Here is a 12262-nt window from a genome sequence, read left to right as displayed (position 1 = left end):
CTGCGGGGGAAAGGAGGAAGAGACCGGGATGTATTATGATATGTCTGGGTTTGATTATGGAATACTGGATGTGGTGCAGGTGCTGCATCTCAGAAAGCGGCGGGGAAACTATTATGACTGCCCGTTTTGTGGAGAGACGCATGGAAAACTGAATATCAATGTGGAAAAGAATGTATTCCGGTGCAACCGCTGTGATGCGTCCGGGGGGATGCTGAAGCTTTATGCGGATTTGCACAATGTTACACTCTCCGAAGCAAATCAGCAGATCCGGGAAGCATTAGGAAAAGGAGAATACCGGACGGATTATATCAAAGCAACGCCGGTACAGGAAGAAAAGGCAACGGCAGAGCTTGCACCCATAGAGGAAATCCACCGGACGTATCAGAGAATGCTGTCCATGCTCACGCTTAACAGGAAGCATCAGGAGGATCTGCAAAGACGAGGATTAAAACCGGAACAGATCGAAGCACAGCGTTACCGGAGTGTCCCGCTGTTTGGAATGAAGAAGCTGGTCAAAAGGCTGGCAGAAGAAGGATATATGGTGAAAGGCGTGCCGGGATTCTACCGGGATACAGACGGAAACTGGACGATTAACTTCAAAGCAGAAAACTCAGGAATCCTGATTCCCATAGTTTCTTTGGACGGGTTCATCCAGGGTTTTCAGATCCGGGTAGATCATGTGACTGACACGAAAAAATATATCTGGCTGTCCAGTGTCAATTATGACCAGGGAGTTTCCTCCGGAAGTCCGGTACATGTGATCGGTGATCTTGCCGCAGAACGTGTCTATCTGACCGAAGGAGCCTTAAAAGGGACCATAGCCCATTATCTGTCCGGCGCTACCTTTGTGTGCGTTGCCGGAGTGAACCAGTACCGGAATCTGAAACCGGTGCTGGAGCGGATGAAAGGATATGGGATGAAACAGCTTTTGGAGGCGTATGACATGGATAAGAAGATGAAAGTAGCCTGCAATAAGCATGACAGTAAGTGTGCGGTCTGTTTTGAGCGTTCCCCTGTTATCTGCCAGCATAAGGCGGAGAAACGGAGGATTATCCAGAACGGCTGCAATAAGGTCTATGAAATCTGCCGGGAGCTTTCCCTGCCGATGAACCGGATGGTCTGGGATATGGACGAGAGCGGGGAGTGGAACGGGAAACACAAGGGGATTGATGACTATTTAGCCGCCATCAAACAGAAGGAAGGAACCGGGGCACAGACTTCGGCTCTTCCGAAAGGAGAACAATCATGAGAAAAAAAGGAAATACGGTTCTTGCAGGACTCATTATCTGCCTGTTGCTTGTTTTTCTCGCAGCGGCAGGAAAACTCTTTGGTGCTTATCTGAAGTATCAGAAAGGGGACGTAAGTTACGAGAAACTGCAGGAATATGTTCAGGAACCAGAGGAAGAAGAATCACCGGAGTCTGAGAAAGAAAAGGAGGAACCTAAGAATAGGTATCTAGAAATTGATTTTGCAGGTTTAAAAGCGGTTAATCCGGATGTCATAGCGTGGATTCAGATTCCGGCACTGGATATTAGTTATCCGGTGGTACAGGGGAAAGATAATGCATATTATCTTCATCACCTTTTTTCGGGAGAATCCAATATCAACGGGAGCATCTTTGTGGACTGCCATAATCAGCCGGACTTTACGGATCAGAATACGATCGTGTACGGGCATAATATGAAAAACGGGAGCATGTTCGGAACTCTGGATAAGTACCAAGACAAAGAGCTATTTGAACAACATCCGGAGTTTTATCTCTATTTGCCGGACAAGATCCTCAAGTATCGTATCTTTTCCTGCTATGCGGGAAGAACCGGAAGTGAGGGATATAGGTATCATTTCCCGGAAGCGGAAGATTTTCAGACGTTTCTGGATACGGTGTCTTCTTATAGGGATTATGATACCGGCACCGAGCTGTCGGCAATGGATCGGATAGTTACGCTGTCTACCTGTGTCAATTCCAGACGGAATTATCGCTATCTGGTACATGGAAAATTAAGCAGTGAGATCATCACAGAGGAATAAAAGAATCGTGCTGGTGTGAGAAGAAATTTCTTATGCCAGCTTTTATTATGGGAGGAAATGTAATGGGAACAGCATTGGTTATGGAACATGCAAACGCACTGGCACAGATGATAGTCAGTGAAAAGGACAAGTTATTTGATGAAAGAGTGGAGGCTCTTGTAAAACTTTATAGAAGGGCGGAATTTTATCTGAAGCAGGGATTTCTGGAGAGCATCGTCTGCGAGTTCCATCGGAAGAAAGTGGAAATGATTATGCAGGCGGAAACAAAAGGAGAGATTACGGAAATACTGAAGTTATCAAAACCGCATTTTGACGGGAAAAAATTTGTCTATACCTCTCCGTATGCTGTGGAAGAGGAAGAGCTTCTCCTTTGGTCTCTGACATCACTGCAAGGTCCACTCCGGGATGAAGGGTATCGAAGATATCGGGAATTATTTGAGAAGTGCCTGCCGGAATTGGTGGAAAAGCTTTCAGCATAGGACAATGACAGAACAAAAGAAAAAAGATACTAAGCATTTTTGAGAATGGTTGGTATCTTTTTTTCTTAGACAAACTGTTATTTGTTACTTAGGAACCGACCGTTAATATCCCCAAGTCATTAATTTCCACGTTCCGCCTTCGCTACGCGCCAACCACCATGACCATGTGTATTCTTCATTAGCGTTCCACGCTCCACCTCCATTTTTAGGTGACCTGAAACTACTATCAAACGAAATACATTGTGTGAAACTCTCTTTATTGTCATTTGCTTCCTCCAATTCATTCATCCAGGCAATATTATCCTCATTATTGCACGCATCATCAGATGTATAAGATAGGCTGTGCAATTCACACCCCTCAAAAGAACTAAATTGTTTCTTTATAACATCAATAGCTTCATCCATGTCATCTTTTGTGTATATAGATGATGTCCCATAATCAATAACTAAATTTTTTGTATTTCCTTTTCCACAACCAGCTAAAGATATAACAAATAAAAGACAAAGAACCATTGCTATCAATCTTTTCATAATCACTACCTCTTCAAATTCATATTTTTTTGCTCTGTCATTCATCCTGAACAACTGGAACTGTTAGTCGTTATCTTTCGTTCTGCGTTCCATTACAAACTGCTCTAAATTTATTCTGTGATTATACTTTATGGATGCATCCTTATCCTTAGAGAGTATAATATCATTCATATCAATTCCATTTAATGCAGCAATCGCAATAGTGTAGTGTACCACATCGGCTAATTCGTTACCTAATTGGGTTTGTAAATCCTCTTGACCAACAGATTTTCTACCTGCCTTTTTATTTAGTACTTCTGCCACTTCACCTATTTCTTCTACGAGTTTCATAAACAGGCTTTGGTCAATCCCACCATTTTTATAATGGTCGAATAAGTATTCTTGCAGTTCCTCTATTGTAATTTTCACAGTATCTTTTCCTCCGCAAATTCATATTTGATAATATGTTCATTATACTGTGTTTTACCAATGATATCAACGATATGGAAGTATACAGGAAGAAAAATTATGGAAATAGTTTTTAAAAAGTTGCACTTTAAGTATCTCCTACGTACAGAATAAGTATCAAGTACAAAGGAGTGAATGTAGCATGATAAAAAAATTAAGAGTAGCCGTGGATCACGGGAACCGGAACATGAAAACCTGTAATTTTGTATTTACCACTGGACTGACAGAACAGGACAAAAAGCCTGCCAGGGGAGAGAAGTATCTGAAATATCAGGGAAAGTATTATACCCTTAGTGAGAAGCGGATTCCGTACCAGAGAGACAAGACGCAGGACAGCCGGAACCGATTCTGGATTCTGACCTTATTTGCCATTGCAATGGAGCTGGAGCAGAAAAGCCAGATCCAGCCGGAGGATGTCATTCAGGTGGAACTTCCGATTGGGCTTCCGCCGAAGCATTTTGCAGAGCTTTGTGAGAGATATGAACGCTATTTCAAAGGGGACGGGAAGGTGCAGGAACTGTGCTTCAACGATAAAGTCTATCACCTCTGTATACAGAATGTAATGGCGTTTCCGCAGGATTATGCAGCCATGATGACGAGGATGATGGAAATCCGTGAGATTCCGAAAGTCGTAGGGATTGATATTGGCGGATTTACTTCTGATTATCTTCTGATGAGAAGTGGCAGACCGGATATGGATTATTGTGATTCTCTGGAAAAAGGTGTGATTACCATGTATAACGATATCATTTCCAGTATTAACAGTGAATATGACATGCTTCTGGAGGAGGCAGATATCGACAGTATCATCAAGGGAAAAACGCAGTATTATGAGGAAGCTGTTGTACAGGCAGTAGAAACCATGGTTCAGAATTTTGTTACCGATCTTCTGAACAGCATCCGAGAGCGGGGCATTGATACAAAATCTACTTATACGGTGTTTATCGGCGGCGGAGCAGTGCTTCTGGAACGATTTCTGGAGCAGGCAGACCGGTTGGGAAAACATACCTTTATCCGGGATATGAAAGCAAATGCCGATGGATATGATCTTTTGTATCGCATGACACAGGCTGGAGTGTGATTTTATGGGAAAGAAAAATCCGTTTGTATTCACTATTGGTTTTGATAAGTCGGATCCAGATCACGTGTATGTGACAGAACTTCTGAATACGACAGAGAAAAAAGCAAAACTGATCGTTGCGGCAATTCTGGCATATACGGGAAGAACGGATGAGACAGGTAATGGCAGTATAAGCATGGAACCGGATATGCTCCGGCCAATGATGCAGCAAATCATCCGGGAAGAAGTAAGAAAGGTATTGGAAGGGCAGGACGTTTCTAAGATAAATAGAGAAATGCCCACAGAAGTTGATTTGATGGAAGAAGAACCGCTGCGGATGGATCAGACTATGAGACAGAATGTAGTGGATGCTATCAGTGCATTTCGCAGGGCATAAAAAAGCAGGAGAGATACACATGCTTATGGCAGTGTACTCTCCTGTTCTTTGTATCAGAATGGGAATAGACAGAAAACTCACAGACTATTCATAGATTACTCACAGATTGTCTTTGTATAATGTGTAGATGATGAAGGATACGGGAGAGCCTTAACTTAGGTTCTTGAATCCATCCAGAAGTCCACGCAGTGTAGAAAGGGCAAGCTGTTTCTGCTCCTCCGGGCAGGAATTTAGTTCTGCCATGATTTGCTGCATGGTAGAATCCGGGTTCGTTTTCTGGTTAGAAAATATAGCATCTATGGAAATATGTAAGTAAGTTGCCAAGGCATAAAGTGTTTCCAACTGTGGATTGCCAATATAGTTTTCAATATCAGAGACAGTCCGTAAAGAAATCTTTGCCTGTTCCGCAAGGCTGTTTTGCGAAAGATTGCGGCGGAGACGTTCTTCCCTGACTGCATCTCCCAATAATTTTTTCACCATCTATATCACCTCACTTAATGCATATATTTTATCGTAGATTAACACTATACGAAATGCGTTAAAGTGCGTTATGATAAGCAGGATAACACATGCACAAATAGAGAAACATGGAAGTAAGTACGACAGACATGAATGGACAGCATAAGATAAAAGCCAAAGAGGAACTGAATCTGTTAAAAAAATCTTATCCATACAATGTGTCGGAGAGAAGTTAGAATATGCAGTATATGAGATACTATCATCGCATATCCTACACAATTACATAGAAAGAGAAGTATCGGCTGGACTACGAATAGAGTGGTCCAGCCTTTCTTTTTTTCGAAAAAATGAAGGCAGTGTCACGTTTTGTTGCCGCTCACCGCCATCCTCGGAATTTTTTGGAACGTGATAAAAAATTTCGGAGGATAAAACAAATGAACAAAAAAACATATACAGGATCAAAGATACAAAATCACTTTACAGCATATCTGATACAGTTTGTCCGTGGAAAACGACATGATTATCTGGAGAAGAAAATCCAGATGGCTGATGCAGAAGAACTGTTGGAGGATATTGGACAGATGGAGGCAAGAATTGTAATCGAAGAATTGCTGGAGAACCAAACGAGGGAGCAGCTTTTATTGCAGGAGGCACAGGGGAAATATCCAGAATGGAATAAGATGTCAGATGAAAGACTGATGAAAGCGCTTCATACGCTGCGGGATGAAGAACGGAAGCTGATTTACCAGCATGTGTTTGAAGAACGTACTTTTGAGGAAATGAGCAGGCTAAACGGGTTATCAGAGGAGCGATGCAAGGGTATTTATTATTATGCAATCCGGAAGATCCGCAAGGTGATGGGAGGTGAAAACTAATGAATTTTGAACGATTACTTTTAAAGGCAAAAGAAGGAAATGCAGATGCGGTACTGAAGATTTTAGAGATATATAAGCCGCTTTTAATTAAGAATGCGATTGTGAATGGCAGATTTGATGAAGATCTGTATCAGGAACTGGTAAGTACATTGCTTCAGTGTATCCAGAGATTCCAAATATTGGAATAGAATGGATAAGCCCGGCGGGAAACTGCCGGGCGGATAATATATTGAAACCGTGAGAAAAGAAGGGTGATTCTTTAGTTGCCTGAACAACAAGGAGTCTGTACGTCCAGTCCATCCAGATAACCCTTTCCCCAATCACACATCGACTCCAAAACAGGAATAATACTTTCGCCAAAAGCAGTTAAGGAGTAAAGAGTTCTCGGTGGCTTTTCTGGAATGACCTCTCTGCGAAGCATCCCAGAGTTTTCCAGATCCCGAAGCTGCTGAGAAAGCATTTTCGGGGTTGCACTGGGAATCAGCCGCTGTAATTCCATATAATGCAGTGGGTGGTTAATGAGATGCCAGAGAATTAAAGGCTTGTATTTTCCGCCAATCAGGGAAAGCGTTGCTTCCACAGGGCAGTTAAAGGATGTGGTCTGTTTCATGATCATGTCTCCCTTCAGGTAGTATCATTTTGGAAAGTATCTTTCCGGAAAGTGCAGTCTTGCAGGACAATCCAATCGTGATACAATCAAATTGTTGATCGATATATCGTAATCATAAAAGAAAAAGGAAGGATTGACAACCATGGATTTTATTGAAATTGCAAAAAAGAGATATTCTGTCCGGAGCTATATGGAACAGAAAGTAGAACCAGAGAAATTAGAGAAAATTATTGAGGCGGCACATGTGGCACCAACAGCAGCAAATCAGCAGCCGGTTCATTTGCTTGTAGTGCAGAGTGAGGAAGGTCTTGCAAAAATCGGAGAAGGAGCGAATATTTACGGAGCACCATTGGCAATTATCGTTTGTGCCGATCATAACAGGGCATGGACAAGACCATTCGATAAAAAGCAGACAGGAGATATTGATGCTGCTATACTGACAGATCACATGATGCTTCAGGCAACAGAACTGGGATTAGGTAGTGTTTGGGTTTGCTATTTTAAACCGGATGTAATCAAAAAGAAATTTCATCTGCCGGAAAATTTGGAACCAATCAATATTTTGGTAATCGGATATTCGGATGAGACTGGAGCTGATCCGGAAAGACACGGCCAGAGTCGGATTTCAGTGGAAGAACTGGTTTCCATGGAAACATTGTAAAGATATATTTTATACATCACTCTCAGGGGAGTAACATCCTCTGGGAGTTTTTTGTCATATTTGTTGCACTTTTCGGCTCTGGTACGTACAGAAATAGAAAAGAAACATATCCCAAAATGTACACATTTTAGAAGTACGTTCCGGAAAGGGGGATTATATCTCAAAAAGGTTACACACACAGTTTTGAGATATGCCAACAAAAGTGTGGATATTTTGGGACAGGGAAAGGAGAAATGTGGATGCAGATATATGGATATCACCGCACCAGTACAAAGGAGCAGCATCTTGATCGTGGCATACAGGAAATTGAGCGGTACTGTAACGAGCATGAGATGGCACTTACGAATATTTTTACGGATCAGGAGACAGGGAAGAATTTTAATCGTCCGAGATATACCGTTTTAGTGGAGGATGTCCTGCGGCCGGGAGATATTTTGATTATCACAGAATTAGACAGGCTGGGAAGAAATAAGCGGGATACGATGCAACAGATTCAACGGTTAAAAGAAATGGGAGTGCGGCTCATGGTTTTGGAACTTCCGACTACGCTCATGGATTTATCTGTGATGGACAACGCTATGGCAAGGATGATGCTGGAAACAATCAATAACATGATGTTGGAACTTTATGCTTCTATGGCGCAGGCAGAGCTGGAGAAAAAGGAGAAGCGACAGCGGGAAGGGATAGAAGCGAAGAAATTGCGGGGCGAATGGGATGATTATGGAAGACCATGCGTGATGAAGCAGGAAACCTTTGACGAGAACTTCCAGAGCGTTATTTCCGGAAAAATGACACCGACACAGCTTCGGAAGAGTCTGGGAATGACACACTCTACCTTTTACCGGTATCGTAAAACTTTTTATGAAAAATATCCGGAACTTTCCAATACCTAGAATGAAAGCCATATTACTTATATAGAACAAAGAATTTCAGGAGGAAAGCAATATGAGTGAAAAAAGAATAGGTACTTTGATTTATGATCCGTCTATGGGAAGATATGATATCCGGTTTGGTATTGAATCCTATTATGGGGGACTGCATTGTGGAGAATGCTTTGATGTGGAGGTAAGGGATGTATGGATTCCGGTTCGGATTGAAATGGACGAGGACTGGTATCTTGTGGGACTTCCGAAGACACGCCTCGGCGGGCTGACTGTTCGGATGTAGAGGAGATAGATGATGGAAGCCAAAAAGAAATATGTAAAGCCCGCCTTCCGATTTGTGACAGATCTGAGGAGTATTCTGGAATGTCTGTATGAAGTATATGGAACGGATGGGGAGCTGCTGCTTAAAGGAGAAAAGCTGTCAGATACAGTAATCTGCCCGTTTATCCGCATGGTTCAAAAGAAATGCAGTGTGGTGGATGCGGAAATCCTGCATTTGATGCTCTGGAAGATATATATGGTAAGTGCGAGGAAAGAAGCATTTGTAGCGGATGCTAAGAAAGAGCTGCAGCCTTATTTGACCAAGAAAGATGAAAAACAGATTGACACCATATATGACACCACATATACTATAGATAGGAGGCATTAAAGATGTCGAAATGGGATAAACTATTGACAAGAATTTGCTCATTATCGAAAGACCTTCGTTTTGATGAATTAAGAAAAGTATTAGAAAGTTATGGATATGAGATAAATGCTCCGAGAAGTGGGAGCAGCCATTATACATTCCGTAAAGCGGGATGCCAGCCGATAACAATACCGAAACACGAACCAATCAAGAAAATTTATGTTGAAATGGTAAAGCAGATTGTAGAAAGTGAGGCGAAAAACGATGAAGACACTGAATGATTATTTGGCAATGTCCTATCGCATGGAAATTGTGGAAGATAAGGATGAAGGTGGATTTGTGGTTTCTTATCCGGAACTGCCGGGATGCATCACCTGTGGAGAGACGATAGAAAGGGCAGTTGAAAATGCAGCGGATGCAAAAAAAGCATGGTTAGAAGCTGCACTGGAAGAAGGGATTGAGATTCACGAACCGGGAAGCCTGGAAGAGTATTCGGGACAGTTTAAAATAAGGATGCCACGCAGCTTACACCGGGATCTGGCGGAACACTCAAAAAAAGAAGGCATCAGTATGAATCAATACTGTATATATCTTCTTTCAAAGAATGATGCGCTGTTAGTAAAATAAATATACAAGAATATAGATGAAAAGAGCCGTCCGGATGGGCGGCTCGAAGTCTTTTATAGATTAAAAATGATATTGCTCCAGCAGGTATAGGGGAAGTGTTTGTACATTCCCAGCGGTTCCGCCTTTGGTATCACCTTTTAAATACAATAGTTTGTGGGCCTTCCCCTGTTCCAATGCCTTCAAGGCAGTAGATGCAGTTCCCTTACCGGCTTTAACTTCAATCAGATAGCGGATGTGAGTTTTCAATGTCTGAGCTACAAAATCAATTTCACCACCTTTATAAGTAGCAAAAGCCGGTGTCTCAAAGATAATTTCTTCCGGGAATTCCTGGCGTTTGGACAAGTTAATGTAAACATAGTTTTCGTTCAATGAGCCATCCATAGTTGATACAGTAGCACCAGTTCTGGAGAGATAATAATATGCAACTCCAAGATCCATGAAGAAGCAGCGGCTTCCCGGTTTGAAATTCAGGATGTCCAGTTCTGTGATTTTGCCACAGAAACCGATGATTCCAGAATGATAAAGCCAGTTGATAGCACGATAGCAGGTTGCTTTAGAAAGATTACTGGAGTAATTCTTTGTAACGAGCTTTTGCAGTTCTTCACTTATACTGTCCTCATCTAATCCTTTCTTTTCACGAAGCAGAATACGGCAGATGCTTAAAAAGATGTTGGTAAAAACACTAATATCTGTGATGTCATCAAAGTACCGCATAGATTCGTTTAAGAAAATGCGGATGATTCTAACAAGCTCTTTTTGAGCTGCTTCCACGTCTTTTGTGTTAAGGTATGTTTCCACAACCTTTGGATAGCCGCCAATCTGTCTATAGATGTCGTAAACATTCTTTAATTCGTCATATAGTTCCGGTACGGTGTCATCTGCATGATCCAGTGGAAGTGATAGATATTTCTGAAAAAGCTGGTCATCCAATGCTTCCAAAAACTCTTTAAAGGAAAGGGTATAAATACGGATACTGGTAATATCTCCACTGGAGAATTTGAATTCCGGTTCCAGTACACGTCCCAGATAACTTCCAGTTACAATGAAATGCGCTTGAAAATAGCGGGTAAATTCTCGGATACGGTTGAATATCTCTGAGGATTCCTGAATTTCATCAATAATGATGACTGTATCGTTGGTATCTTCAAAATCCGGATCGAAGAGTTTAAAAGCATCGTGAAGCGGCTGCTCCGGTCGTTTTGTACCGGGAGTCCAGTCTGTGGCTTTTTTGTAACATTCCATAAATTGTTTGCCGGACAAATCAAACAGGTTAATGTAGATCTTGTGCCTGAAGTTCTCATCCGCAAATTTATTGATAATATATGTTTTTCCGACCTGTCTGGCACCATTCACTTCCAAGGTGCTGTGGACGGTATCGTTTTTCCAATCCAGAAGCTGATCGTAAACTTTTCTTTTCAGATACATGGGAAATGCTCCTTTCTTTCAACTGTTCCTATTATATCAAAATATGAATGGATAATATAGAGGGTAATTTCTGATAAATGATGAATTGTCTAGTCTGAGCAGTTCTTCACGGGTATTCCGGTTTCTGTCATTACTTTTTCGTACTGAAGAAGCTGTTCCCAGGTCAGCCATTCCGGTTTCTGATTTGTGGGAAAACCATTCCATAATTCTTTCATACGAGCAATATGGTTTTGAACGCTATGATTGCATAGGATAGACGGACTGCGATTTCCGTAGCCCAGATAGTATTCACAGTCAGACTGTAATTTACTTAACATCCGGTACTCGAATTCATAGGAACTTCTTTGATACGGAGCCGGATGAAATGTGTACTCCTGCTGTATGGGATGGGAAGGTTCTCCATCAATATGGTTAAAAGATAAAGAATAAAGATTCGGTTCAGCCCCTTTGCCAAGGTCAATATCCTTCCACAACTTTTCGAATTGGTCCTTATATACCGGACAGGAAAAATCATCCATGCCAGTATACTCAAGCACTAATTTTGTTTTTGCATTTTCATTCATTCTATTAGACCATCCTTTCCTTTATTGCAGACATTGAGGTATATTATTGGGCGCTGTTTCTGCATTCCACTGCAGCTTCGCACGTACATCCATCAGGATGATTCCTAACTGGTTTTCTCCGCAGTTATTGACTTTGCCCCAGAAATAGTCACCCCAGTTGTTTCCTTCAACAAGTGTGGACTCTCCGGTTGCAAGAAGTTTGTCCCGGAGTTCCGGGTTCTGCATGAATTTGCACATGCAGATTTCATACATGAACCGGACTTTCACTTTTTCCCAGTCCGGGCGTAATGTAAGATCTCTGCCGAGTTTCTTTGCATCAGAAGGATTATGCATCCGAAAAATACAGAATTTGCGTTGCTCTCTCGCAGAGAGTGTTTTCTGCGCCTGAAAAGCAGCTTCATTGTTTGCATAGGTTTGTCCCATGTAAGAGATTGGTGCCGGATAGAAATTGCTTAGAAAAGCATAATCTCCCCGAAATTCATTGATCTGTGTAGGGATGCGCTTGCTTGTATTTGTTTGATTCATTATAAATTCCTCCTTTGTAAAAGAGGTGCAGCCTTGCAGCTGCACCTCAAAATAATTCTCATC

Annotated in this window: 20 protein-coding genes; 13 read left to right on the top strand and 7 right to left on the bottom strand. The window is 41.9% G+C overall.

Annotation, left to right across the window (positions count from 1 at the left end):
• Window positions 1–28: 28 nt before the first annotated feature.
• From DXC04_RS08910 to DXC04_RS08900, 3 genes are read left to right on the top strand one after another with little or no spacing between them, the layout of a single operon-like run.
• The gene (locus tag DXC04_RS08910) at window positions 29–1249 is read left to right on the top strand and encodes a CHC2 zinc finger domain-containing protein (protein ID WP_005333381.1); all 1221 of its coding nucleotides are present in this window, start codon (window positions 29–31) and stop codon (window positions 1247–1249) included.
• On the top strand, window positions 1246–2028 hold the full coding sequence (gene srtB, locus DXC04_RS08905) for a class B sortase (RefSeq protein ID WP_055155758.1): 783 nt from the start codon (window positions 1246–1248) through the stop codon (window positions 2026–2028). Before DXC04_RS08910 ends, srtB begins: the two co-directional genes overlap by 4 nt.
• A gap of 32 nt (window positions 2029–2060) precedes the next feature.
• Window positions 2061–2507 carry a hypothetical protein gene (locus tag DXC04_RS08900; protein WP_008373995.1) on the top strand — a complete coding sequence of 149 codons (447 nt, stop codon included), beginning with the start codon at window positions 2061–2063 and terminating at the stop codon, window positions 2505–2507.
• A gap of 102 nt (window positions 2508–2609) precedes the next feature.
• Here DXC04_RS08900 and DXC04_RS08895 read toward each other — a convergent pair whose 3' ends face one another.
• Window positions 2610–3083 carry a hypothetical protein gene (locus DXC04_RS08895; protein WP_226875173.1) on the bottom strand — a complete coding sequence of 158 codons (474 nt, stop codon included), beginning with the start codon at window positions 3081–3083 and terminating at the stop codon, window positions 2610–2612.
• A gap of 18 nt (window positions 3084–3101) precedes the next feature.
• Window positions 3102–3446, bottom strand: coding sequence for a MazG nucleotide pyrophosphohydrolase domain-containing protein (locus DXC04_RS08890; protein ID WP_008373991.1), 345 nt, complete (start codon window positions 3444–3446; stop codon window positions 3102–3104).
• A 181-nt stretch (window positions 3447–3627) separates the two neighbouring features.
• Here DXC04_RS08890 and DXC04_RS08885 point away from each other — a divergent pair, with 181 nt between their 5' ends.
• Complete coding sequence (locus DXC04_RS08885; RefSeq protein ID WP_070097296.1) at window positions 3628–4566, top strand: ParM/StbA family protein; 939 nt, start codon at window positions 3628–3630, stop codon at window positions 4564–4566.
• A gap of 4 nt (window positions 4567–4570) precedes the next feature.
• Window positions 4571–4942 (top strand): hypothetical protein, encoded by a 372-nt coding sequence (locus tag DXC04_RS08880; protein WP_005333400.1) that lies wholly within the window; start codon window positions 4571–4573, stop codon window positions 4940–4942.
• A 150-nt stretch (window positions 4943–5092) separates the two neighbouring features.
• Here the strand turns inward: DXC04_RS08880 and DXC04_RS08875 are convergent, their stop codons facing one another.
• Window positions 5093–5422: a helix-turn-helix transcriptional regulator gene (locus DXC04_RS08875; protein ID WP_005333402.1), complete on the bottom strand. Its 330-nt coding sequence runs from the start codon at window positions 5420–5422 to the stop codon at window positions 5093–5095.
• 413 nt (window positions 5423–5835) lie between these two features.
• On the opposite strand from DXC04_RS08875, the gene DXC04_RS08870 reads away from it, so the two are divergent.
• Both DXC04_RS08870 and DXC04_RS08865 read left to right on the top strand, forming a co-directional pair.
• On the top strand, window positions 5836–6276 hold the full coding sequence (locus tag DXC04_RS08870) for a sigma factor-like helix-turn-helix DNA-binding protein (protein WP_023921559.1): 441 nt from the start codon (window positions 5836–5838) through the stop codon (window positions 6274–6276).
• Window positions 6276–6464: a helix-turn-helix domain-containing protein gene (locus DXC04_RS08865; RefSeq protein ID WP_117718934.1), complete on the top strand. Its 189-nt coding sequence runs from the start codon at window positions 6276–6278 to the stop codon at window positions 6462–6464. The genes DXC04_RS08870 and DXC04_RS08865 overlap by 1 nt, the downstream gene beginning before the upstream one ends.
• Window positions 6465–6535: 71 nt before the next feature.
• On the opposite strand, the gene DXC04_RS08860 is transcribed toward DXC04_RS08865, so the two are convergent.
• Window positions 6536–6886: a winged helix-turn-helix transcriptional regulator gene (locus tag DXC04_RS08860; RefSeq protein WP_330414900.1), complete on the bottom strand. Its 351-nt coding sequence runs from the start codon at window positions 6884–6886 to the stop codon at window positions 6536–6538.
• 142 nt (window positions 6887–7028) lie between these two features.
• On the opposite strand from DXC04_RS08860, the gene DXC04_RS08855 reads away from it, so the two are divergent.
• From DXC04_RS08855 to DXC04_RS08830, 6 genes are all read left to right on the top strand, one after another.
• The gene (locus tag DXC04_RS08855; RefSeq protein WP_117470426.1) at window positions 7029–7547 is read left to right on the top strand and encodes a nitroreductase family protein; all 519 of its coding nucleotides are present in this window, start codon (window positions 7029–7031) and stop codon (window positions 7545–7547) included.
• A 239-nt stretch (window positions 7548–7786) separates the two neighbouring features.
• Window positions 7787–8440 (top strand): recombinase family protein, encoded by a 654-nt coding sequence (locus tag DXC04_RS08850; RefSeq protein ID WP_117537011.1) that lies wholly within the window; start codon window positions 7787–7789, stop codon window positions 8438–8440.
• A gap of 52 nt (window positions 8441–8492) precedes the next feature.
• On the top strand, window positions 8493–8714 hold the full coding sequence (locus DXC04_RS08845; RefSeq protein WP_117470424.1) for a DUF5348 domain-containing protein: 222 nt from the start codon (window positions 8493–8495) through the stop codon (window positions 8712–8714).
• 9 nt (window positions 8715–8723) lie between these two features.
• Window positions 8724–9080 carry a hypothetical protein gene (locus tag DXC04_RS08840; protein ID WP_117470423.1) on the top strand — a complete coding sequence of 119 codons (357 nt, stop codon included), beginning with the start codon at window positions 8724–8726 and terminating at the stop codon, window positions 9078–9080.
• 2 nt (window positions 9081–9082) lie between these two features.
• The gene (locus DXC04_RS08835; RefSeq protein WP_005333422.1) at window positions 9083–9340 is read left to right on the top strand and encodes a type II toxin-antitoxin system HicA family toxin; all 258 of its coding nucleotides are present in this window, start codon (window positions 9083–9085) and stop codon (window positions 9338–9340) included.
• On the top strand, window positions 9324–9686 hold the full coding sequence (locus tag DXC04_RS08830; protein WP_005333424.1) for a type II toxin-antitoxin system HicB family antitoxin: 363 nt from the start codon (window positions 9324–9326) through the stop codon (window positions 9684–9686). Before DXC04_RS08835 ends, DXC04_RS08830 begins: the two co-directional genes overlap by 17 nt.
• Before the next feature lie 60 nt (window positions 9687–9746).
• Here DXC04_RS08830 and DXC04_RS08825 read toward each other — a convergent pair whose 3' ends face one another.
• From DXC04_RS08825 to DXC04_RS08815, 3 genes are all read right to left on the bottom strand, one after another.
• Entirely contained in the window at window positions 9747–11111 is a 1365-nt protein-coding gene (locus DXC04_RS08825) for an ATP-binding protein (protein ID WP_117470422.1), read from the bottom strand.
• Window positions 11112–11200: 89 nt separating this feature from the next.
• Window positions 11201–11674, bottom strand: coding sequence for an LPD11 domain-containing protein (locus tag DXC04_RS08820; RefSeq protein WP_117718933.1), 474 nt, complete (start codon window positions 11672–11674; stop codon window positions 11201–11203).
• A 21-nt stretch (window positions 11675–11695) separates the two neighbouring features.
• The gene (locus DXC04_RS08815; RefSeq protein WP_199671947.1) at window positions 11696–12199 is read right to left on the bottom strand and encodes an NADAR family protein; all 504 of its coding nucleotides are present in this window, start codon (window positions 12197–12199) and stop codon (window positions 11696–11698) included.
• Window positions 12200–12262 lie beyond the last annotated feature (63 nt).

This window comes from Dorea sp. OM07-5 (genome assembly GCF_003481355.1).
Classification (GTDB): domain Bacteria; phylum Bacillota; class Clostridia; order Lachnospirales; family Lachnospiraceae; genus Dorea_D; species Dorea_D hominis.
Note: the sequence above shows the minus strand (reverse complement) of the source record. Positions and strands in the feature narration are given on the sequence as shown.

Coding starts and splice junctions, on each gene's coding strand:
- DXC04_RS08910 (WP_005333381.1), top strand. CDS start 29: ATGTATTATGATATGTCTGGGTTTGATTATGGAATACTGGATGTGGTG.
- srtB (WP_055155758.1), top strand. CDS start 1,246: ATGAGAAAAAAAGGAAATACGGTTCTTGCAGGACTCATTATCTGCCTG.
- DXC04_RS08900 (WP_008373995.1), top strand. CDS start 2,061: ATGCCAGCTTTTATTATGGGAGGAAATGTAATGGGAACAGCATTGGTT.
- DXC04_RS08895 (WP_226875173.1), bottom strand. CDS start 3,083: ATGAATGACAGAGCAAAAAAATATGAATTTGAAGAGGTAGTGATTATG.
- DXC04_RS08885 (WP_070097296.1), top strand. CDS start 3,628: ATGATAAAAAAATTAAGAGTAGCCGTGGATCACGGGAACCGGAACATG.
- DXC04_RS08880 (WP_005333400.1), top strand. CDS start 4,571: ATGGGAAAGAAAAATCCGTTTGTATTCACTATTGGTTTTGATAAGTCG.
- DXC04_RS08875 (WP_005333402.1), bottom strand. CDS start 5,422: ATGGTGAAAAAATTATTGGGAGATGCAGTCAGGGAAGAACGTCTCCGC.
- DXC04_RS08870 (WP_023921559.1), top strand. CDS start 5,836: ATGAACAAAAAAACATATACAGGATCAAAGATACAAAATCACTTTACA.
- DXC04_RS08865 (WP_117718934.1), top strand. CDS start 6,276: ATGAATTTTGAACGATTACTTTTAAAGGCAAAAGAAGGAAATGCAGAT.
- DXC04_RS08860 (WP_330414900.1), bottom strand. CDS start 6,886: ATGAAACAGACCACATCCTTTAACTGCCCTGTGGAAGCAACGCTTTCC.
- DXC04_RS08855 (WP_117470426.1), top strand. CDS start 7,029: ATGGATTTTATTGAAATTGCAAAAAAGAGATATTCTGTCCGGAGCTAT.
- DXC04_RS08850 (WP_117537011.1), top strand. CDS start 7,787: ATGCAGATATATGGATATCACCGCACCAGTACAAAGGAGCAGCATCTT.
- DXC04_RS08845 (WP_117470424.1), top strand. CDS start 8,493: ATGAGTGAAAAAAGAATAGGTACTTTGATTTATGATCCGTCTATGGGA.
- DXC04_RS08840 (WP_117470423.1), top strand. CDS start 8,724: ATGATGGAAGCCAAAAAGAAATATGTAAAGCCCGCCTTCCGATTTGTG.
- DXC04_RS08835 (WP_005333422.1), top strand. CDS start 9,083: ATGTCGAAATGGGATAAACTATTGACAAGAATTTGCTCATTATCGAAA.
- DXC04_RS08830 (WP_005333424.1), top strand. CDS start 9,324: ATGAAGACACTGAATGATTATTTGGCAATGTCCTATCGCATGGAAATT.
- DXC04_RS08825 (WP_117470422.1), bottom strand. CDS start 11,111: ATGTATCTGAAAAGAAAAGTTTACGATCAGCTTCTGGATTGGAAAAAC.
- DXC04_RS08820 (WP_117718933.1), bottom strand. CDS start 11,674: ATGAATGAAAATGCAAAAACAAAATTAGTGCTTGAGTATACTGGCATG.
- DXC04_RS08815 (WP_199671947.1), bottom strand. CDS start 12,199: ATGAATCAAACAAATACAAGCAAGCGCATCCCTACACAGATCAATGAA.